Origin of the sequence: Gluconobacter cadivus (genome assembly GCF_015244745.1) — a bacterium.
Classification (GTDB): domain Bacteria; phylum Pseudomonadota; class Alphaproteobacteria; order Acetobacterales; family Acetobacteraceae; genus Gluconobacter; species Gluconobacter cadivus.
Genome location: NZ_JABCQI010000004.1, coordinates 59,058 through 78,218 on the forward strand (window position 1 = coordinate 59,058; position 19,161 = coordinate 78,218).

At 60.2% G+C, this 19,161-nt stretch carries 20 protein-coding genes and 1 tRNA gene; 5 read left to right on the forward strand and 16 right to left on the reverse strand.

Annotated features, from left to right (window positions below):
* Positions 1-4: 4 nt before the first annotated feature.
* The 5 genes from hisS to HKD28_RS07125 form a co-directional block, all read right to left on the reverse strand.
* Entirely contained in the window at positions 5-1,252 is a 1,248-nt protein-coding gene (gene hisS / locus HKD28_RS07105; RefSeq protein WP_194267728.1) for a histidine--tRNA ligase, read from the reverse strand.
* On the reverse strand, positions 1,252-2,397 hold the full coding sequence (gene ispG, locus HKD28_RS07110; RefSeq protein ID WP_194267729.1) for a flavodoxin-dependent (E)-4-hydroxy-3-methylbut-2-enyl-diphosphate synthase: 1,146 nt from the start codon (positions 2,395-2,397) through the stop codon (positions 1,252-1,254). The genes hisS and ispG overlap by 1 nt, the downstream gene beginning before the upstream one ends.
* Before the next feature lie 91 nt (positions 2,398-2,488).
* The gene (locus tag HKD28_RS07115) at positions 2,489-3,739 is read right to left on the reverse strand and encodes a helix-turn-helix domain-containing protein (protein ID WP_194267730.1); all 1,251 of its coding nucleotides are present in this window, start codon (positions 3,737-3,739) and stop codon (positions 2,489-2,491) included.
* 14 nt (positions 3,740-3,753) lie between these two features.
* Positions 3,754-4,833, reverse strand: coding sequence for an NAD(P)H-dependent flavin oxidoreductase (locus HKD28_RS07120; RefSeq protein ID WP_328749510.1), 1,080 nt, complete (start codon positions 4,831-4,833; stop codon positions 3,754-3,756).
* On the reverse strand, positions 4,830-6,155 hold the full coding sequence (locus HKD28_RS07125) for an aspartate kinase (RefSeq protein ID WP_194262052.1): 1,326 nt from the start codon (positions 6,153-6,155) through the stop codon (positions 4,830-4,832). Before HKD28_RS07125 ends, HKD28_RS07120 begins: the two co-directional genes overlap by 4 nt.
* A gap of 164 nt (positions 6,156-6,319) precedes the next feature.
* Between HKD28_RS07125 and ubiG the strand changes: the two genes are divergently transcribed.
* Positions 6,320-7,075 carry a bifunctional 2-polyprenyl-6-hydroxyphenol methylase/3-demethylubiquinol 3-O-methyltransferase UbiG gene (gene ubiG / locus HKD28_RS07130; protein WP_194267731.1) on the forward strand — a complete coding sequence of 252 codons (756 nt, stop codon included), beginning with the start codon at positions 6,320-6,322 and terminating at the stop codon, positions 7,073-7,075.
* Positions 7,076-7,137: 62 nt separating this feature from the next.
* On the opposite strand, the gene HKD28_RS07135 is transcribed toward ubiG, so the two are convergent.
* The 7 genes from HKD28_RS07135 to HKD28_RS07165 all read right to left on the reverse strand — a co-directional run bounded on the left by HKD28_RS07135 (position 7,138) and on the right by HKD28_RS07165 (position 11,485).
* The gene (locus tag HKD28_RS07135; protein WP_194267732.1) at positions 7,138-8,409 is read right to left on the reverse strand and encodes a lactonase family protein; all 1,272 of its coding nucleotides are present in this window, start codon (positions 8,407-8,409) and stop codon (positions 7,138-7,140) included.
* A gap of 72 nt (positions 8,410-8,481) precedes the next feature.
* Entirely contained in the window at positions 8,482-8,931 is a 450-nt protein-coding gene (locus tag HKD28_RS07140) for a DUF2147 domain-containing protein (protein ID WP_228125429.1), read from the reverse strand.
* 33 nt (positions 8,932-8,964) lie between these two features.
* Positions 8,965-9,222, reverse strand: a complete 258-nt coding sequence (grxC, locus tag HKD28_RS07145; protein ID WP_194262056.1) for a glutaredoxin 3 — start codon at positions 9,220-9,222, stop codon at positions 8,965-8,967.
* A 7-nt stretch (positions 9,223-9,229) separates the two neighbouring features.
* A complete protein-coding gene (locus tag HKD28_RS07150; protein WP_228125430.1) occupies positions 9,230-9,997 on the reverse strand; it encodes a ComF family protein in 768 nt (255 codons plus the stop codon).
* Positions 9,997-10,191: a DUF3553 domain-containing protein gene (locus HKD28_RS07155; protein ID WP_194262057.1), complete on the reverse strand. Its 195-nt coding sequence runs from the start codon at positions 10,189-10,191 to the stop codon at positions 9,997-9,999. Before HKD28_RS07155 ends, HKD28_RS07150 begins: the two co-directional genes overlap by 1 nt.
* A gap of 111 nt (positions 10,192-10,302) precedes the next feature.
* Positions 10,303-11,187, reverse strand: a complete 885-nt coding sequence (galU, locus tag HKD28_RS07160) for a UTP--glucose-1-phosphate uridylyltransferase GalU (protein ID WP_194262058.1) — start codon at positions 11,185-11,187, stop codon at positions 10,303-10,305.
* A 212-nt stretch (positions 11,188-11,399) separates the two neighbouring features.
* Positions 11,400-11,485: transfer RNA gene (locus HKD28_RS07165), tRNA-Leu, on the reverse strand.
* 59 nt (positions 11,486-11,544) lie between these two features.
* Between HKD28_RS07165 and lipB the strand changes: the two genes are divergently transcribed.
* Positions 11,545-12,246 carry a lipoyl(octanoyl) transferase LipB gene (gene lipB / locus HKD28_RS07170; RefSeq protein WP_194267733.1) on the forward strand — a complete coding sequence of 234 codons (702 nt, stop codon included), beginning with the start codon at positions 11,545-11,547 and terminating at the stop codon, positions 12,244-12,246.
* On the opposite strand, the gene HKD28_RS07175 is transcribed toward lipB, so the two are convergent.
* Both HKD28_RS07175 and HKD28_RS07180 read right to left on the reverse strand, forming a co-directional pair.
* The gene (locus HKD28_RS07175; RefSeq protein ID WP_194267734.1) at positions 12,227-12,820 is read right to left on the reverse strand and encodes a LolA family protein; all 594 of its coding nucleotides are present in this window, start codon (positions 12,818-12,820) and stop codon (positions 12,227-12,229) included. The genes lipB and HKD28_RS07175 overlap by 20 nt on opposite strands.
* Positions 12,817-13,119: a BolA family protein gene (locus HKD28_RS07180; protein WP_194262061.1), complete on the reverse strand. Its 303-nt coding sequence runs from the start codon at positions 13,117-13,119 to the stop codon at positions 12,817-12,819. Before HKD28_RS07180 ends, HKD28_RS07175 begins: the two co-directional genes overlap by 4 nt.
* Positions 13,120-13,188: 69 nt before the next feature.
* On the opposite strand from HKD28_RS07180, the gene HKD28_RS07185 reads away from it, so the two are divergent.
* The 3 genes from HKD28_RS07185 (at position 13,189) to HKD28_RS07195 (ending at position 16,787) form a co-directional block, all read left to right on the forward strand.
* The gene (locus HKD28_RS07185) at positions 13,189-13,809 is read left to right on the forward strand and encodes a J domain-containing protein (RefSeq protein WP_194262062.1); all 621 of its coding nucleotides are present in this window, start codon (positions 13,189-13,191) and stop codon (positions 13,807-13,809) included.
* Between the two features lie 85 nt (positions 13,810-13,894).
* Entirely contained in the window at positions 13,895-14,911 is a 1,017-nt protein-coding gene (cobS, locus tag HKD28_RS07190; RefSeq protein WP_194267735.1) for a cobaltochelatase subunit CobS, read from the forward strand.
* Between the two features lie 4 nt (positions 14,912-14,915).
* Positions 14,916-16,787, forward strand: coding sequence for a cobaltochelatase CobT-related protein (locus tag HKD28_RS07195; protein ID WP_194267736.1), 1,872 nt, complete (start codon positions 14,916-14,918; stop codon positions 16,785-16,787).
* Here the strand turns inward: HKD28_RS07195 and HKD28_RS07200 are convergent.
* A complete protein-coding gene (locus HKD28_RS07200; RefSeq protein WP_194267737.1) occupies positions 16,741-18,168 on the reverse strand; it encodes a pyridoxal phosphate-dependent decarboxylase family protein in 1,428 nt (475 codons plus the stop codon). The genes HKD28_RS07195 and HKD28_RS07200 overlap by 47 nt on opposite strands.
* A 78-nt stretch (positions 18,169-18,246) precedes the next feature.
* Positions 18,247-19,065, reverse strand: a complete 819-nt coding sequence (locus HKD28_RS07205) for a DUF1217 domain-containing protein (protein WP_194267738.1) — start codon at positions 19,063-19,065, stop codon at positions 18,247-18,249.
* Positions 19,066-19,161: the final 96 nt, after the last annotated feature.

Genomic DNA, 19,161 nt, shown 5'->3' on the forward strand with positions numbered 1-19,161 from the left:
ACGCTCAGGCGCGTCCTGCGCTCAGAAGACGCACCAGATCCGTGACCGGAACTTCCTGCTGCTCGCGGCTGGACAGATCCCGAAGCTGCACGACATCCTTGGCGATTTCCTCATCGCCCAGAACAATCGCGTGGGACGCGCCGGACTTCACCACGCGCTCCATCCGCTTTTTCAGATTGCCGCGCGTTTCGATTTCGGCCCTCAATCCCGCAGAACGCAGCGCGCGTGCAATGGACGCAGCCTTGAGAACAGCCGGATCGCCCATGGGAACCAGCGTAATTCCCGCCGGAAGCTCCGGTGCGCTGTCCAGCAGCATTGCCAGACGCTCAATCCCGCCAGCCCAGCCAATCGCCGGGATGGCCGGACCGCCCATCTGCTCGACCAGCCCTTCATACCGGCCACCGGCCAGCACGGTGCCCTGAGCCCCGAGCTTCGAGGTCACGAACTCGAACGCTGTATGGCTGTAGTAATCAAGGCCGCGGACGATGCGCGGGTTTTCAACGAAGTCCACGCCGAATGCCTGAAGGCTGGAGCGGAGCGTGTCCCAGAACTGGCGGGATTCATCGTTCAGATAGTCCGCGAATGCCGGGGCGTCGTCGAGCAGTTTGCGGTCCTGCTCCGACTTGCTGTCCAGAATCCGCAGCGGATTGGCTTCAAGCCGGACCCGGCTCTCTTCCGACAGCGCATCGGCATGATCGCGGAAATAGGCGACCAGAGCCTCACGCCATGCCTGACGGCTGGCCAGATCACCAAGCGTGTTGAGTTCCAGCGTGACGTGATCGCCCAAACCCAGTTCACGCAGGATATCCTGCGCCATGGCAATCGTCTCGGCATCGCGCAGCGAACTTTCCGCACCGATCAGTTCCGCACCGATCTGGTGGAACTGGCGGTAGCGTCCCTTCTGCGGACGTTCGTAGCGGAACATCGGCCCGTGATAGAACACCTTCTGCGGCAGGGACTGCGTCAGGCCATTCGTGACGAGCGCGCGGCAGATCGCCGCCGTGCCTTCGGGTCGCAGGGTGATACTCTCACCGCCGCGATCCTCGAACGTATACATCTCCTTGGACACGACATCGGACGTCTCGCCGAGCGTGCGCGAAAAGACGCGCGTGTCCTCGAAGATGGGCGTGCTCCATTCCTCGAACCCATAGGTCCGCAGAACCCGGCGCGCTGTCTCCACGACATGGTGGTGGCGGCGCATCGTCTCGCCAATGAGGTCGTGTGTCCCGCGAGGGGGCTGAAGTCCGGACATCAGTGCGCTGCCGGGTCCATCTGCTTGGCCGTGGAGGCCTCGACCTTGCCCGCCTCGATGTCTGCGACCTTCTTTTCCACGAGGTCCACAATATGCTCGATCATGTCGCCACTCGGCATCGTGTGATCCTGACGACCGGCCGCATAGACCATGTGACGGCCATTGCCGCCACCGGTCACGCCGAGATCGGTCATCAGTGCCTCGCCGGGGCCGTTCACCACGCAGCCGATGATGGACAGCGTCAGCGGCGTCTTGATGTGCTGGAGGCGATCTTCCAACGTCTGGACCGTCTCGACAACATTGAAGCCCTGACGGGCACAGGACGGGCAGGAAATGATCTTCACACCGCGATGACGCAGGCCGAGGGATTTCAGGATATCCCAGCCGACCAGCACTTCTTCTTCCGGTGCAGCAGAAAGCGAGACGCGCATCGTGTCACCCACGCCAGCCCAGAGCAGATTGCCCAGACCGATGGACGACTTCACAGTGCCCGCACGCTTGGAGCCTGCCTCGGTGATGCCGATATGCAGCGGATGGTCACAGCAATCCGCAAGCTGCTGATAGGCCGCAACCGCCATGAACACGTCGGACGCCTTCACGCTGATCTTGAACTCGTGAAAATCGTGATCCTGAAGGATCTTCGCGTGTTCCAGAGCGCTCTCGACCAGAGCTTCGGGGTTGGGTTCGCCGTATTTTTCAAGCAGGTGCTTTTCCAGCGAACCGGCATTCACGCCGATGCGGATGGAGCAGCCATAATCCTTGGCGGCGTTCACGACTTCCCGCACGCGCTCGGCGCTGCCGATATTGCCCGGATTGATTCGCAGGCACGCAGCACCGGCCTTCGCGGCCTCGATGGCGCGCTTGTAGTGGAAGTGGATGTCCGCAACGATGGGGACGTTCACTTCACGAACGATTTCCGCCAGCGCTTCAGTGCTGGCCTCGTCCGGACAGGAGACGCGGACGATGTCCACGCCAGCCAGTTCGGACAGTCGGATCTGGTCGATCGTAGCCTGTGCGTCCGACGTCAGGGTGTTGGTCATGGTCTGCACGGAAATCGGGGCATCACCACCGACCGCGACCTTGCCGACATGGATCTGGCGCGACTTGCGACGTTCGATGTGCTGATACGGACGGTAGCTGCTCATGATTTACCTCTTCGTGCCCGGTGGAAACCGGAAGCTCTAACGCAGGGGGCTATATTCAGGAGCACTGAGCCCCCCTGACGGATATAAGGGTTTAATGCGGTGGCGACGATTGTTCCAGCGGCTGATGTTCAAGCTGCCGGGCATTCAGGTCATCGGCCGAAACGTCATGCTCCGGCGGTGGGGTTTTGTGCGGAACGGGTGCCGGAGACGGTTTTGCGGCCACAGGCGGCACGACAGCCGTTGCGTCCGTGGCGGTTGGTGATGGGAGGGCACTGGGCTGAACCGGAAGCGCCACACCCGATCCGAATGAGCCGGAGCGAATGGCATCGGCCGTCACCTCGACACTGCGACGGACCTGTCCTTCCCGGCCCAGAGGCGCACTGGTCGCCCCCGCCGTGGTCAGGACTACACCGCCTGCATTGCCGAACGACATGCGGAACGGAGCACCCGCGGGATCGCCCTGCCAGCTTTCGCCCGGCTGCATGACGCGCGACATCAGGACGTGCCCGTCCTTGTCACGAACCTGCGTCCAGACGTGCGACAGCGCCCGCACGACGACAGCCCCTTCTGGAACAGCCGGAGGCAAATCAGTGGCGGGCTGTCCGGGTGTCGAAGTTTTTTCAGGCGCAACGGTCTCAGCCGGGGGCGTTGGGACAGTTGCATCATCTTCATCAGAAGACGGAGCCGCTGGTACAGCCTGTTCCGGTGCAGACGCAGGCGGATTTTGCGGGGCCGCAACCGTCTGCACAGGGCTGGAAATTGTTGGCGGCCCAGCAGGAGTAGGCGACGCAACGACCGGAGCATGAGGCTCGGGCGTGGGTGCGCGTCCGGGCATGACAGAGGCGACCTGTGGGGAGGTCGTGGCAGGAGTTGCCGCACCCGGCATCAGTTCTGCCACGGCTGGAACCTGACGCTGCGCCGGGGTGTCGTGTGCCGTAAAACGGTACCAGCCGACATAGGCCACAGCCACGACCACCAACCCGGCGCCGACCAGCACGCCGACCGGCAACCCCCGATCCCCTTCGGGTTGCGGGAAAACCAGCTCCGTCTTGCGTGTCACGGCACCACGCGTATCGCGCCGAAAACGCTCGACCAGCGCGTCCGCATCAAGCTGCATGGCATGCGCGTACGTCCGCAGAAAGCCGACGGCGTAAGCCACACCCGGTAGGCCCGAAAGGTCGTCCGCTTCAAGCGCGGCCAGAAGTTTCGGGCGGATTCGCAGCCATTCCGCCACGTCTTCCAGCCGCCATCCCAGTTCCTCGCGACGCTCGCGCAGCACCTTTCCAACACTGGGCTGGTCAGAAGACTGCGACAACGGGCGGCTGGAGGACGGAGAGGACATGACCGGATGATCCGTTAGCTGGCAGCGTGAATACGGGTTTCACGCTGCTTTATGGCATCAACGGCCTGCTGCACCAGCGTCGCAAGAATATCGGCGACCGGACGGATTTCCTTGACCATACCGACGGACTGACCCGCCATGACAGAACCCGTTTCCACGTCCCCTTCGATAACGGCACGACGCAGCGCACCGGCCCAGTAGTGCTCGATCGAGAGCTGCGCTTCTTCCTTGGTCAGTTCGCCGCTCTGGAACTTCTGAAGTGCTTCGCCCTGAAGACGTGCGTAGCGACGACCACCTTCATTCGACAGGCCCCGTACCGGAATGACCGGGAAAAGTTCGTCGAGTTGCACGGTCGTCACGGCATCACGGGCATTGGCGCGCAGGAAAGCCTTCTTGAAGTTTTCATGTGCGATGCTTTCCTCGGACGCCGCAAACAGCGTTCCGAGTTGCGCACCCGCGGCGCCCTGCTCCAGATAGGACAGGACGGCATCACCACGTCCAAGGCCACCAGCCACAAACACCGGCACATCGCGGATATGGGGCAGGATTTCCTGCGCCAGAACCGTCAGCGACACGGGCCCGACATGGCCACCCGCTTCCGAGCCTTCGATCACGAGAGCCTCGATGCCCATGCGCACCAGCCGCTTGCCCAGAGCCAGAGCAGGCGCAAAACCGATCGCCCGCGCTCCGCCATCGCGGACCTTGCGGATCGTGGCGCTGTTCGGCACGCCGCCTGCGAGCACGATGTGAGAGACGTTATGCGCCAGACACACGTCCACCAGTCGGTCCAGCTCTGGGTGCATGGTGATAAGGTTGACGCCGAACGGGCGCTTCGTCATCGCCTGTGTGGCAACGATTTCCTCTTCCAGACGCTCGGGAGACATCGCGCCACAGGCGATAACACCAAATCCACCGGCGTTGGAAATGGCCGAGACGAGATGCCGCTCGCTGACCCAGGACATGGCGCCACCAAGGATCGCGACCTCACTGCCCAAGAAATCACAGCCCGGCTTCCACAGCCGGTCCAGCGTCGCGCGCGCGTCCAGGGCCTCACCCCGGGTCTCGCTCGGAGTCTCGATCAGGGTTTCGCTCACGCGTCGGCTTCCTCTTTGGCATCAAGCCCATAAGCCGTGTGCAGCGCGCGCATGGCCAGTTCAGTATATTCGGAATCGATCAGAACCGAGATCTTGATCTCGCTCGTGGAGATGACCTGCACGTTGATGCCGCGATCGGCCAGCGTGCGGAACATCCGCGCGGCCAGACCGGCATTCGAGCGCATCCCGATGCCCACGACACTGATCTTTACCACGTTATGGGACGTGATCAGTTCGCCATACTGGACGTATTCGCGGGCCTTCTCCAGCACGGAGCGGGCAGCGGCCTCGTCGGCTTTGCTGACCGTGAAGGTCATGTTCGTCAGATTGTCCACGCCAACGCTCTGGACGATCATGTCGACATTGATGTTCGCAGCAGCCAGCGGATCGAAAATCGCGGCAGCGATGCCCGGACGGTCCGGAATGTTCCGCACGGAGATTTTCGCTTCGTCATGCGAGTTGGCAATCCCCGCAACCAGTTCCTTCTCCATGATCTCGTCCTCATCAACAACAATCGAACCACTGTCATCATCCGTTTCCGCGAACGATGACAGTACCCGCACCCGGACATTCTCACGCATGGCGAGGCCGACACTGCGGGTCTGAAGTACCTTGGCGCCTACGGAAGCCAGTTCAAGCATCTCTTCGTAAGTGATGCGATCCAGCTTCTTTGCGCGTTTCACGATGCGCGGATCGGTCGTATAGATCCCGTCCACATCGGTATAGATATCACACTGATCGGCATGGATGGCAGCCGCAACGGCCACGGCGGAGGTATCCGATCCACCGCGCCCCAGCGTTGCGATCCGTCCATCAGGGCCTACGCCCTGAAAGCCTGCGACAACCGGCACGATGCCATCATCCAGACAGGCCAGCAGCGCCGTGCCGTCCACGCTCTCAATGGCGGCTTTGCCGTGGGCGTCATCCGTCACAAGCGGGATCTGCCAACCCTGAAACGACCGCGCTTTCACGCCAAGCGCCTGAAGCGCGATGGAGACAAGCCCGCTTGTCACCTGCTCGCCCGCCGCCACCACGGCATCATATTCCTTCGGATCGGCCAGCGGGTCGAGTTCCGCACAATATCCGACCATCCGGTTCGTCACACCCGCCATCGCCGACACAACAACTGCCACGCGGCGGCCGCGGTCATGTTCCGCCTTCACGCGTTTCGCAACGTTCCGGATACGCTCGATATTTCCGACGGATGTACCGCCGAATTTCATGACAACCGTCTTCCGTTTCCCAATTTCGCCAGTCATGGCGGCATGAGGATCGGCACGACCGGAAAGCTGGTCGTGGACGGGAGTATCGGGCATGGACATCGCGGATAAGGCTCCAGTACGTGTCTGGCGTTGCGCGCTCGGGTCTGGCATCGGGTACCGCAAAACACCCGGCGCCTGAACAGACTCTGCCGGTCCACATACTCGTCTCGCTCCGCCACGTCCAGATGACGCACGGCAGACAGGCACACAGAAGGACAGTTCTGATGCCCACAGAAACATCTCCGGGACAGGATTTCAGACGTTCATCCGTTTCGGAATCCGAAATTGCCCATTTCAGCGCTCTGGCAGAAGACTGGTGGAATCCGCGCGGCCCCATGGCCCCGCTCCATGCCATGAACCCTTTGCGGACCGAATGGGTCAGCCGGCATGTTGCACCGTTACGCGCCGCGTCCGCCGGACCTCTAAGCCTGCTCGATATCGGTTGTGGCGCGGGTTTGGCCAGCGAGGCTTATGCCAAACTCGGGTTTGAAACGCTTGGAATCGATGCCAGCGCCGCCGGTATCCAGGCAGCCGAGGCGCATTTGGCCCAACATCCCCTCCCGCCCGAAGCTGCCCCCCTGTCCTATCGCAATGGCAGTGCGGAAGACCTTGTTGCGGAAGGGGCGCGGTTCGACGTCGTCAATGCGCTTGAAGTCATCGAACACGTCAATGATCCGCAGGATTTTTTGATCATGCTGGCCACGCTGACGAAACCGGGCGGTATGGTTGCTGTGTCCACACTGAACCGCACGCCACGCTCTTTCGCTGTCGCCAAACTCGGTGCGGAATATCTGCTGCGGATGCTGCCCGTGGGCACGCATGACTGGAAGAAGTTTATCAAGCCGGACGAACTGGCCGCCATGGCCCGACAGGCCGGTCTGCGGATGCTGGACATCGCGGGCATGAGCTATGTGCCGTTCAAATGGCGCGAAAGCCGCGACACCGGCATCAACTACATCGCGATTTTCCGCAAGGACTGAACAAAAAAGGCGCTTGCAGCGGGATCATCCGCCGCAAGCGCCTTAATCGCAGAAAGGGCTGATCAGGCCTTCGTGTTCATGAACGCGAAGGTCGTCGGACTTCCGACGGGCGTGAAATTGTTCGTAAACGCAATTTCGCCCGTCTTTTTGTCCACCCGGAACGAAGTCACGGCATCTGAACGCTGGTTGGCGCAGAACAGGAACGTTCCGGACGGATCGAACATCAAGGCACGGCCATAATCCGCGTGCATCCAGACTTCGTCCTGAAGCGTGAGCGTCCCATCGGTTCCGATGGCAAACACTGCCAGCGAATCACCAAGCCGGTTGGAGACGTAAACGAACTTGCCGCTGGCCGAGATCAGGATTTCCGCGGCCAGCGTCGAGCCACGGAAATGCGACGTGACCGTGCTGACCGTCTGGATATTGCTGATCGCACCGGTAACCGGATCGAAATTGGAAACAACGACCTTCGAATCCTGTTCGCACAGATTGTACAGAATCCGACCGGAATGATTGAACTGGAAGTGGCGCGGTGCCGACCCCGGCTCCATGTCGTAATATGGCGTCTTAGCCGGGATCAGCTTGCCCGTGTCGAGGTTCAGCGTCCAGACATAGACCCGGTCCAGACCCGCGTCATCGGCTAGCACAAATTTTCCGCTTGGATCGGAATGGATCATGTGCGGGTGTGAGCCCGAATGATCGGAAACGGCAAAATTACCCTGCGGATTGTCCGCAGCGCGCTCCGGTTGGCGCGGGCCTGTGTTGTGAACCACGTCCGATGCTTCGCCCAGAGATCCGTCCGAGCGGATGGGCAGAACCGCCACATTGCCACCAACATAATTGGCCACCAGCACATAGCGGCCTGAATGGTGGATGCTCACATATGCCGGAACAGCACCCATCGAACTGACGACATTCAGCTTGCGCAGTGAACCGGTTTTGGGGTCGATGGCAAATGCCGTGACGGACCCGTCACCATTCTTGTTGAAATCGTCGATTTCGCTCAGCGCGTAGAGGAAGCGCTGGTCTTTCGAGATCGTCAGGAAGGACGGGCTGGCGATATCGGTGAACGTCGTGATCGGCGTCAGAACGCCCGTATCACGGTCCATATCGAAAACGGCAATGCCCTGCCCGTTTCCGGTTCCGCCGCCCGGGGGGCCGTGTTTCGTATATCCGCCGACAAAGCAGATCGTTTTGGAAACCTGCTTCGGTGGCGGAGGTGGCGTCGGGACCTCCTTCTCAGGATCGGCGGCACCAGCAATACCAGTACCGGCAGCCGCAACACCGGCAACCAGTCCGGCCGCAAAACTGCGGCGGGAAACAGGGTGGGACATGATGGGTCTGCATTCCTTTCGATAGGGTGACGATAACGTCCGGGCCATGATGCCGGTTTCGCGACAACAGACCTAGTGCACGTCTTTCGGTAGCTTGCATTGTGGTCCGACTGGCGGACCGGTGTAGCGGCTCCAGGTCTGGGTTTCGCCCAGAAGAGGCATTCCCAGAACGAATCCGCGCAGCTTCAGAACATTGGGTTGGGAAACCCATATCCGCGCCTGATAGACCCGTCCGGTTCTCGGATCAAGAATATGGCCCTGCCACTTGCGATCCTCGATTGGGACAAAGTCTGTCAGCATACGGATACCGCATTGCGAACGTCCCCAGACGTCTTTTGGCATTTCCCCGTCGTAAGCCATGCCAATCAGTTGACCACAGAGAGCATGCCCGCAGGGCTGGATCGAAAACAACCCATCGTGCCCTTCCGACAGCCACAGGCCCTGTTCGGGAATGTTCTGCGGAAGAGCATCATCCGGAGCAGGAGACTGGGCCCGAACACATGAAAGTGACAGCACAGTCATCAGGAAAGCCGCGAAAAAGCCCGCACAGCGCATTCAGACGGTGCCCAGCAGGGCATCAAGCCGCCCGGCGCGATCAAGGGCCATCAGGTCGTCGCAGCCCCCGAGCGCCTCCCCGTCAACAAACGTCTGAGGCACCGTGCGACGTCCCGAACGACGAATGGAGTCCTCGCGTTCGGCGGATCCGTGCGGGGCGTTGATTTCCTGAAACGTCACGCCCTTGGAGCGCAGAAGACTGACGGCATGCACACAGTAAGGGCATCCAGGCTGGGTAAAAATCTCGATTTTCGGCATAGGATTCTCATTCCTGGACAAAGCGCGGGTTCTGTTCATCCACTCTCCCGGTCCGGGCTGCAACCAAAATATCCACACTTGCCGCCCCGGCCTGCATCAGAGCCAATGTACAGGCCGTCGCCGTGGAGCCTGTCGTCAGCACATCATCCACCAGCAAAACAGCCTGCCCTCTTATGCAGGCGTCCCGCCCTTTTCTGATCCGGATTGCCTGTGTCATCTCCTCTTCGCGCTCTCCGGCGGACAGACGGGCCAGAGCCTTTGTCGAGCGAACACGTTGAAGGGCATCTACCATACATGGCAATCCGGCAAGCCGTGCCACACCCTGCGCCATCAAACCGGCCTGATTGTAACGCCGCTTCCATAATCGGGTGCGATATAGTGGCACCGGCACGACAAGCGTTACTTTCTCCAGCAGATCTTCAGCCGCAACAGCCATATGCCGTGCCAGAACGGCCGCATTTTCGGTATGATCGGAATATTTCAGTGGCAGGATGAGGCGTCGGGACCAACCATCATAAACGAATGCGGCCCGGGCAGAACGCCAGACCGGCGGATGGGCATGACAGGCAGCACAGCAGTTCTGCGTACCTCCAAGCCCCTCATTTTCCAGAGGAACACCACAACGATCACATTGCGGAGAGACGATCCGGTGTGCCGTCTGAAAGCAGGTGCTGCAAAAAGCCCCCTCCGTCATGACTTCGGTGCCACAGGCTGCACAGACTGGAGGCAGAAGTGTATTGAGGAGCGCGCGGGCTATACGACGGCCTGTCCGCATTACCGGGGTTTCGGCAGAAGTCGGAGCGTAATACGGGATGCATCGATCAGGACTTTGCCCTGATGCTGAAAATTGACCGTCACCCGCTCACCGATAGCAGACTGAACCTGCCCCCATCCCCAGTCCGGGTAATCGGGATGCAGAACAATCTGACCTGGCTCAAGAAAAGATTGAAACGGCCCGCCTACTGACATGCTTGCCAGACTCCTCGTCGCAGGATCTGAGCGGATATGGTCTTTAGCTGCTCTACCTGAAAGGTAAAAAACCTTGCAGGCAGAGCAGATCAGAATCGTACCTGACCGGGATCAGGGGGCGTCTGTGTACTGCTTGTACTTCTTGAGGAACGCCTTGACCGACGCCCCGAGATCTTCGCGATCAATCGAGAAGGCAAGCTGGGCCTCAAGGAAGCCGGCCTTGTCGCCGCAGTCAAAGCGCGTGCCTTCATAACGCAGGCCATGGAACGGCACTTCACCGATCGTCTTGGCCATTGCGTCCGTAAGCTGGACTTCGTTGCCTGCACCACGCTCAAGCTTCGCCAGATACTTCATAACATCTGGCGTCAGAACATAGCGGCCGATAATGGACAGGTTCGACGGCGCGTCTTCCGGAGCAGGCTTTTCAACCAGACCCTTCACTTCAACCAGCTTTCCATCGTCGCTGCCAACGTCAAGAATGCCGTACCGGTTCGTATGCTCGGGCGGAACTTCCGACACAGCCACGACATTACCACCGGTCTTGTTGTAAGCTTCGACCAGCTGGCCAATGCAGCTGCGCCCCTTGACGATATCGTCCGGCAGCAGGATCGCAAACGGATCATCGCCAATGAAGGAACGGGCGCACCAGATCGCATGTCCGAGGCCCAGCGGCTCCTGCTGACGCACGGCCACAAGAGATCCAGCCTGCACACTGCTGGGAGCCAACGCTTCAAGCGCGCTCTTCTTGCCGCGCTCCTTAAGTGTTGCCTCAAGCTCATACGCGATATCGAAATAATCGATCAGACTGTCTTTGCCACGTCCGGTGACCAGACAGAATTCTTCGATCCCGGCTTCGCGAGCTTCGTCGATCGCGTACTGAATCAGCGGCTTGTCGACGACAGGAAGCATTTCCTTCGGCATGGCCTTTGTTGCGGGCAGAAACCGCGTACCAAGACCGGCAACAGGAAGAACAGCTTTTTTCAGTGGTTTGATCACGAAACCTCACACATCATACGAGATGACGCCCGACTGCCGAACGGAAGCCCAGACGCTCTTCAAAGACATTAGAGGAATACCCCTGTCTTAATAGTCTGGCAATAAGATGGCACAGACTATCAGAACCTTAATAAAACCTGCCCCCCTTGAGGGAGAGTAATATTCAGGAGATCCATGATTTTTAATTTGATACACCGACATATGAATGTCAGTGGTGCGGCCGAGAAGACTCGAACTTCCACGGGGTTGCCCCCACAAGCACCTCAAGCTTGCGCGTCTACCATTCCGCCACGGCCGCCCCGTGACAAACGATCCTGCTTGGTGCATGACCGTCCGGTGTGGGAGGGGCTATAGCCGATGACAGATACGAGGGCAATGACCCAGGATACGATTTATGAAGAAATTTTGTGGACGTCCTCTCCGGGACTGACGCCCTACCCCGATGCTCTGGCGTTCATGGAGGAGCGCGCACGGGCAATTCATCAGGGAACCGCCGCGCCTCTGGTCTGGCTCGTCGAACATCCGCCCGTTTTCACAGCCGGAACATCGGCCAAGGATGCCGATCTTTATAATCCCCACGGATATCCGACCTATGACGCGGGGCGCGGAGGGCAATGGACCTATCATGGCCCAGGACAGCGGCTCGGCTACGTGATGATGGATCTGACGAAACCAAATGGCATCGTCCCTCCCCGCGATCTGCGGGCCTTCGTGGCGGGTCTGGAGGGCTGGATGATCGACGCCCTTGCCCGGCTTGGGATAACGGCCTTCACCCGTGAGGGACGGATCGGCGTCTGGACGATCGACCCGCTGAGCGGACTTGAAGCCAAGATCGGCGCTTTGGGCATCCGCGTCAGCCGCTGGGTGAGCTGGCATGGTGTGTCGATCAATGTGAGCCCCGATCTGAACGATTTTGACGGGATCGTCCCCTGCGGCATCCGCGAATTCGGCGTCACCAGCCTTCAGCGATTCGACAGCAGCCTGACGATGAAAGATCTGGATGACGCGCTGGCCGCCGCCTGGCCCAGCCGTTTCGGCTCTAACCCGCAGGGGGCGTAAACACGGACGGGACGATCACCACACCCTGTTTCACATCCGACAGCAGAACGCCGAAATGATGCTGTCGGGCATCCACGCCCTGCAATCCGATCAGGCTCAGCTGGCCGTTCACGTCCGAAAACTGGAGCGTGAGCAGGCCCTGTGAGGGGTTATCGGCCTGAGCTACGGAAATCTGAAGCGATCCGTTCCCATGCCGCACATCCGTGACCTGAATGTCGCCATCAAAGCGGATCGGGTGTTTCAGCAGCAACCCAAGCGGATTATGTCGCAGCGACAGATGCGTGACAGCACCCGCTCCCTGATCGTCCAGAACGAGATGACCGTCTCCGGCCACAAGTTCCATCGGATGGGGCACGACATAATCCAGTCTCAGATGGCCCGGAATATACGAAAAGCGGCCGCCGCTCTCGCCTGCGTCCGGCCCATGCTGGATAAAAGCCGCCTGCAAACCCTGAATGCCGTTCAGATACGCTTCGATGCGATGCACGTCATTCTGATCGGCTTTCGGAAGGCGGTCATATCCGCTGGTCGCGCAGCCCGAAAGCAGCAGCAGGGCGCAAAGAGCACGTCTCATGGGGTCTGTTCTCCATGCAGAACCAGCGATAGCGCATGCAGACCGGAACGGAATTCTTCCGCCAGCAGGTCATTGACCAGCCGGTGCCGCGCCACCCGGTTCAGTCCGTCAAAACGCGCACTCGTGATGGCGATGTTGAAATGCGTTTCGCCTCCGCCGCCGAGGGCTTTGGCTCCGGCGTGATGGGCGTGTCGGGCGCTGTCATCCTGGATTTCGAGCTTTGTAGGGGCCAGTCCCTGCTGGAGGAGGGTCGCAATCCGTTCGCGTCGGCTGGAAGGGTGTGCAGTTGTTTCAGACATGATGAAAATCGTCCGGCTTGAGGAATGCCCGCTTGCATCGGGCGGCGGTGATTGCCCATATCAGACACCATGCAGCGCAAATCCACCAGACACCGGGCCTTCGATCCCGATCCTGACGCGCCGGAACAGGTCTGCGACCATCCGGGCTGCAACGAGCTTGCCGGCTATCGTGCGCCGCGCGGGCGTGATGCCCTGCGTTCATATTTCTGGTTCTGCCTTGAGCATGTCCGCGAATATAATGCCCGCTGGGACTTCTATCGCGGCATGACGCCGGGCCAGATCGAGGCGCATCTGCGGGCCGATGTTTCCTGGCAACGCCCTTCGTGGAAGCTGGGAACCGGCACGGCAAACAAAGCGGAGTTCAACGAAGACGACGTCATTGATCCGCTCGATATTCTTGGTGCAACGCGTCACAGCCGGGCGGAGCGGGCCAAGGATGCGGCACGACAGCGCGCGTCCGCCCAAGCCGCCGGTATTCCCGAGCCTTTACGGCAGCCACTGGCCACACTGGACCTGACATGGCCCGTTTCTTTCGAGGACGTGAAAAGCCGCTACCGTGCCCTCGCCCGCCAGCATCATCCCGATGCCAATATCGGCGATGCGACATCCGAAGAACGTTTCAAGGCCATCGGCTCGGCCTATGCGACGCTCAAAGTCCATTTCACGCGTCAGGACGATTTCGTTTCCTGAATTTTTAGACTGGAAGAGAGGGCGCCAAAGCCCCATCTTGCCCAGAACGCCCTGATCCAAGAGCCAGAGAAAGCCCCAGAGTCCCATGAGTGATTTCGCGACGATTGACACCCCGGAAGCCGTGACCACCGCTGAAAACTCCTCGGTCCCGACCAGCGTTCTCGGCGCGCCCGACCTCATGGTCTCCTCGGCAGAAATCTTCGGCATCCGCACGGACATGCAGGTTCCGGCCTATTCCGTGCGCACGGAACACGTCCCCGACATCGACCCGTCCTACAAGTTCGACGAAGACACGACCCGCGCGATTCTGGCCGGATTCGCCTTCAACCGCCGCGTCATGGTTCAGGGCTTCCACGGCACCGGCAAATCGTCCCATATCGAGCAGATCGCAGCGCGCCTGAACTGGCCCTGCGTTCGCATCAATCTGGATAGTCACGTCTCGCGGATCGACCTGATCGGCAAGGACGCCATTGTGCTCAAGGACGGCAAGCAGGTCACGGAGTTCCGCGAAGGTCTGTTGCCCTGGTGCCTCCAGCACCCCTGCGCCCTGATCTTTGACGAGTATGATGCCGGTCGTCCGGATGTGATGTTCGTCATCCAGCGCGTGCTGGAAGCCGAAGGCCATCTGACGCTGCTGGATCAGAACCGCGTCATCCGTCCGAACCCTGCGTTCCGTCTGTTCGCCACTGCCAATACGGTCGGTCTGGGCGATACGACCGGCCTGTATCACGGCACGCAGCAGATCAATCAGGGCCAGATGGACCGCTGGAACATCGTCGCTACCCTGAACTATCTGCCGCTGGAACAGGAAGTCAGCATCGTCACGTCAAAGCTGAAAATCCCGACGGACAATCAGGAGGCCACGACGCTTGTTGAGCGTATGGTCTCACTGGCGAACCTCACGCGGTCCGGATTTATGGCCGGGGATATCTCAACCGTCATGTCCCCCCGCGCGGTGATCGCTTGGGCCGAAAACAATCGTATTTTCAATGATGTGGCGTTTTCTTTCCGCCTGACCTTCCTCAATAAATGTGACGAAGCCGAACGCGGAATCGTCGCGGAATACTATCAGCGCTGCTTCAACGCCTCACCACTGGCCTGATCCCTTGTCCGCCCCTCAGACTTCTCCCACCGACGAAGACCGGCAGGAACGCTTTCGTCAGGCCACCATCGCCACCTTGCGCGCCATGGGTGGCGCGCCGGAACAGGGCGTGGATTTTCAGGGTGCCGTCAGCGGAAACCGCAAAACCGCGCCAGACGCCGGAAATGTGGAGCTTCCCTATCTGTCGCGCCATATGCACGACTGGGAAATCCGCAAGATCCGGGGTGCCGCGGACGCTGCCGCTCTGCGCATGCGGTATCATGCGGACCGGAATACAAACGCTCCGGCTGAACCTGTAGCCCGGCAGGCTTTCGATGCGCTGGAGCAGGCGCGTTGTGAAGTCTATGGCTCCCGCCATATGGCGGGCGTCCGCGCTAATCTGGAGCAGAAACTCGCCCAGCATTGCGCCGAAATCGGCTGCAACCGGATGAAAACCCGCGAGGACATGCCAGCCCCCGTGGCGCTGGATCTGCTCGCGCGTGAAGCCATGACCGGCCATCCGATGCCGGTTCAGGTCGGCTCTGCGCTTGATGAGTGGCGCGCGGCCCTCACGCCTGCGGCAAAGGCCGCTCTTGCTGACATGGCCCGCACCCAGAACGATCAGACAGCTTTCGCCCGAGCCACAACCCGCTTCCTCGGAGCGTGCCAGCTCACGACCGTTCCGGATGAAGACGAAGACCAGACCGCGCCGTCTGATCTGCCGTCCGATGAGGAGGAGACAACCGAAAGCGACGCTCCAGAAACCGAAGGGCAGGATCAGCAGGCTCCGGCCGCAACGGAAGAAGAAGACGGCTATCAGCCCGAAAGTGGAGAAACCGGCCTTTCGGGCGAAAGCGAAGCCACGGATTCCGCCGAAATGTCGGAAGATGGTACGGAGGAAGCCGCTGGCCCTTCGGATCAGCAGGCGGAAACGGGTCCGTCCGAAGCCCTCAATACCTACAAAGCCTACACCACGGATTTCGACGAGGAAGTGAACGCCTCCGATCTGTGCGATCCGGACGAACTGGACCGCCTGCGCCAGAAGCTCGATCAGCAGATGTCCCAGCTTCATGGTCTGGTCTCGCGCCTCGCGCACCGTCTGCAACGCCGCCTCATGGCGCAGCAGCAACGTCGCTGGGAGTTCGAGCAGGAAGAAGGCATTCTTGATGCCGGACGCCTGTCGCGCGTCGTGACGAATCCCACCCTGCCGCTCTCTTGCAAGCACGAATGTGAAACCGAGTTCCGCGATACGGTCGTCACCCTTCTGATTGACAATTCGGGCTCCATGCGGGGGCGCCCCATCGGAACGGCCGCCATCTGCGGTGATATTCTGGCCCGGACGCTCGAACGCTGTGGTGTGAAGGTTGAGGTTCTCGGCTTCACCACGCGGCAATGGAAGGGCGGACAGAGCCGTGAACGCTGGCTCAAGAGCGGTCGCACAGCCCATCCGGGACGTCTGAACGATCTTCGCCACATTATCTACAAAGACGCAGACATGCCGCTGCGGCGGGCCCGGCGTAATCTGGGCCTGATGCTGCGTGACGGATTGCTAAAGGAGAATATTGACGGCGAAGCCCTGCTCTGGGCTTGGAAACGCCTGCGTCGCCGGTCAGAGCATCGCCATATCCTGATGGTGATTTCGGATGGCGCCCCGGTTGATGACAGTACGTTCTCGGCCAATCCGCACAACTATCTGGAAGACCATCTGCGTCAGGTGATTGCCCGGATCGAAGCGGACCGGGGCACGGAGCTTCTGGCCATCGGGATTGGGCATGACGTGACGCGCTATTACCGCAACAGCGTCACCATCAGTTCCGCCGAAGACCTCGGCGGAACCATGATGGCCCAGCTCAGCGCCCTGTTCGCGCCTGCAACCGGTCGTCGCGCAGCGCGATAACGGCGTCCAGCATCCGGTTGGTGTGGGCGGTTGTGGTGCGGTGATTGACGATCGCCGCCCGCACCGCCAGCCGACCGTTGATCTTTGTCGTTGATGGCGCGGCGATCCCGCTTTCATGCAGGTCCTGCACAAGTTCCGAGATCTCGGCATCTTCCAGACCGTCGAGACCGAAACAGACGATATTCAGCGTCACAGGTGCAAGCAGAACCAGCCCTTCGGTCCGTTCCACACGCCGCGCCAGATCGGCTGCGACATCACAGCATGTCTCGACCATGCCTCCCATACGCTCGGACCCGTAATGGCCCAGCGTCATCCAGACCTTGAGGGCCCTGAACCCGCGCGACAGATCCGGGCCGAAATCACAAAACCACGGAGCTCCTGCCGCAAGCCCACGCTCTTCACGCACGAGATAATCGAGGGACTGCGCGAAAGCCGCAGCGTGTTTGCGGCTGTCACGCACCAGCACGCAGCCGGCGTCGTAAGGAACCTGCGCCCATTTATGAAAGTCGAACGCCAGACTGTCTGCTTTTTCGATGCCGGAAAGCTGTTTTTTGAACCGGGGCGAAAGACAGGCCAGCGCTCCGAAGGCCGCGTCCACATGAAACCAGAGCCCGGCCTCACGAGCGACAGCCTCGATCGCAACGAGATCATCAATCGCCCCGCAATCAACCGTACCCGCCGTACCCGCAACCATAAACGGCACAAAGCCCGCTTTCCGGTCCGCGGCGATCATATCGGACAAGGCCCCGACATCCATCCGATGATCGGCCAGAACCGGTACACGCCGAAGCGTCTCGCTGCCGAGCCCCGCCAGATCGAACGCACGGGGCAGGCATCCATGCGCTGTTGTGGCGGCATAGCCGACAAGCCCGCGACCGCCGATCCCATCCTTACGGATCGCAAGATCCTGTGCGCGGCTCGCCGTAATGACGCTGATGAAATTGGCCATGGATGACCCCGTCACCAGACAGCCTGAGCCATCCTGAGGCATACCAACCATTTGCAACGCCCAGCGGATCACCTCACGCTCGACTTCGATTGGCGCGTGATCGCGTCCACCACAATTGGCGTTCAACCCTCCGGCCAGCATCTCGGCAAGCATGCCGACCGGCGTTCCTGCCCCATGCACCCATCCCATGAAACCGGGATGGGTATTTCCCACGCCATAAGGCACGACAAGTTCCTGATAGCGGCCATACAGATCGTCGAGGGAATGTCCCTTTTCCGGCAGACCTTCCTTCAGGCTCTGTCGAGCAGCGGGCGGCATCGGTCGCCAGACGGGGCCTTCGCCCACATGTTCCATGCGGTCAAAGAGCTCATCCAGCATCCGATGCCCGATCTCACGGATGCCGTGCCAGTCCGTGGGGTCCAGTCCGGCCATGAAAATATCCCTTCACCTGAAATCCGTCAGGTGTCTGCGATACAGGGCCGCACACAGGATGTCACGTCAGAGAAAGGTTCAGAACAGCGCCGAATACAGGGAAGAACTGCTGTCTGAACTGTCGCCCGTAAAAAGGGAGAGAATGCTGGTTGTGGAACCGTTTCCCCCGTAGAGGGTCAACATGCTTGCGGGAGTCGTGGTCTTTGTCGGGTGGATCTGCAACAGCGCCAGATACTGCTGGGCAAACTGCTGGATTCCTTTGGTTGTACTGAGCTTGGACAGATCGAGTTTGGAGCCGAGCAGGCGAACCTGCTGATCGTAATCCAGTGCACCAAACTGCGTGGTATCAAACCCCGACACAACTTCCGCCACTTTCAGGAGCTTTGGATCAGCCATCACGTTTTCAAGCGTCATGTCCGTCTTGGCGGTCCGGGTAAAATAGAGCGCATCCCCCAGACCCGGCGTTTCCGTCTGCAGACTGTCTTCGTAGCTATTGGTCAGATAGCTCTGCGTGATGCTCTGAACCGTATCGGCAGAAGCCAAGGGTGACGTTGACCAGTCAGAAAACGCTTTGGCAAACGCTTTCCATGACGAATTGCCGCTGGTCTGGGCAAGGGATTTGGCTGATGTCGGGTCCTGCGTCATCAGTTTCGTCAGAACGGCCGTCTCGCCGATCGCCGAAGACATGCCATAAGCGCCCAGCACGACCTTGAGGGCCTTGTAGTTTTTCAGAAGCTGCTGCGGAGTCTTGATCGAAGACGCATCGCTCTTGAACGCTGCAACCGCCTGCTGGGTGGAAACGCTTGTTTTTTCCCACTTGTTTGCCGAAGATTCTTCATCCTTGATGATGGAGACATACTGCGGAATGGCGGGCATGGCAGAAATGGAAGACGACACGCGCATTTCTCCGAAAGAGGAGGAGGTGCCATTATTTTACCGCTTCATTCCCTAATACGGTCTTAACGCTTCTTCTCTCTCCACAGTCCGGAACCC

Excerpts from the sequence above, each read along its gene's own strand:
- cobS (WP_194267735.1), top strand. The coding sequence starts at position 13,895 with ATGAGTGATTTCGCGACGATTGACACCCCGGAAGCCGTGACCACCGCT.
- ubiG (WP_194267731.1), top strand. The coding sequence starts at position 6,320 with ATGCCCACAGAAACATCTCCGGGACAGGATTTCAGACGTTCATCCGTT.
- HKD28_RS07180 (WP_194262061.1), bottom strand. The coding sequence starts at position 13,119 with ATGTCTGAAACAACTGCACACCCTTCCAGCCGACGCGAACGGATTGCG.
- HKD28_RS07135 (WP_194267732.1), bottom strand. The coding sequence starts at position 8,409 with ATGTCCCACCCTGTTTCCCGCCGCAGTTTTGCGGCCGGACTGGTTGCC.
- ispG (WP_194267729.1), bottom strand. The coding sequence starts at position 2,397 with ATGAGCAGCTACCGTCCGTATCAGCACATCGAACGTCGCAAGTCGCGC.
- grxC (WP_194262056.1), bottom strand. The coding sequence starts at position 9,222 with ATGCCGAAAATCGAGATTTTTACCCAGCCTGGATGCCCTTACTGTGTG.
- HKD28_RS07175 (WP_194267734.1), bottom strand. The coding sequence starts at position 12,820 with ATGAGACGTGCTCTTTGCGCCCTGCTGCTGCTTTCGGGCTGCGCGACC.
- HKD28_RS07125 (WP_194262052.1), bottom strand. The coding sequence starts at position 6,155 with ATGTCCATGCCCGATACTCCCGTCCACGACCAGCTTTCCGGTCGTGCC.
- HKD28_RS07115 (WP_194267730.1), bottom strand. The coding sequence starts at position 3,739 with ATGTCCTCTCCGTCCTCCAGCCGCCCGTTGTCGCAGTCTTCTGACCAG.
- HKD28_RS07185 (WP_194262062.1), top strand. The coding sequence starts at position 13,189 with ATGCAGCGCAAATCCACCAGACACCGGGCCTTCGATCCCGATCCTGAC.
- HKD28_RS07150 (WP_228125430.1), bottom strand. The coding sequence starts at position 9,997 with ATGCGGACAGGCCGTCGTATAGCCCGCGCGCTCCTCAATACACTTCTG.
- hisS (WP_194267728.1), bottom strand. The coding sequence starts at position 1,252 with ATGTCCGGACTTCAGCCCCCTCGCGGGACACACGACCTCATTGGCGAG.
- HKD28_RS07140 (WP_228125429.1), bottom strand. The coding sequence starts at position 8,931 with ATGACTGTGCTGTCACTTTCATGTGTTCGGGCCCAGTCTCCTGCTCCG.
- HKD28_RS07200 (WP_194267737.1), bottom strand. The coding sequence starts at position 18,168 with ATGGCCGGACTGGACCCCACGGACTGGCACGGCATCCGTGAGATCGGG.
- lipB (WP_194267733.1), top strand. The coding sequence starts at position 11,545 with ATGACAGATACGAGGGCAATGACCCAGGATACGATTTATGAAGAAATT.
- HKD28_RS07155 (WP_194262057.1), bottom strand. The coding sequence starts at position 10,191 with ATGTCAGTAGGCGGGCCGTTTCAATCTTTTCTTGAGCCAGGTCAGATT.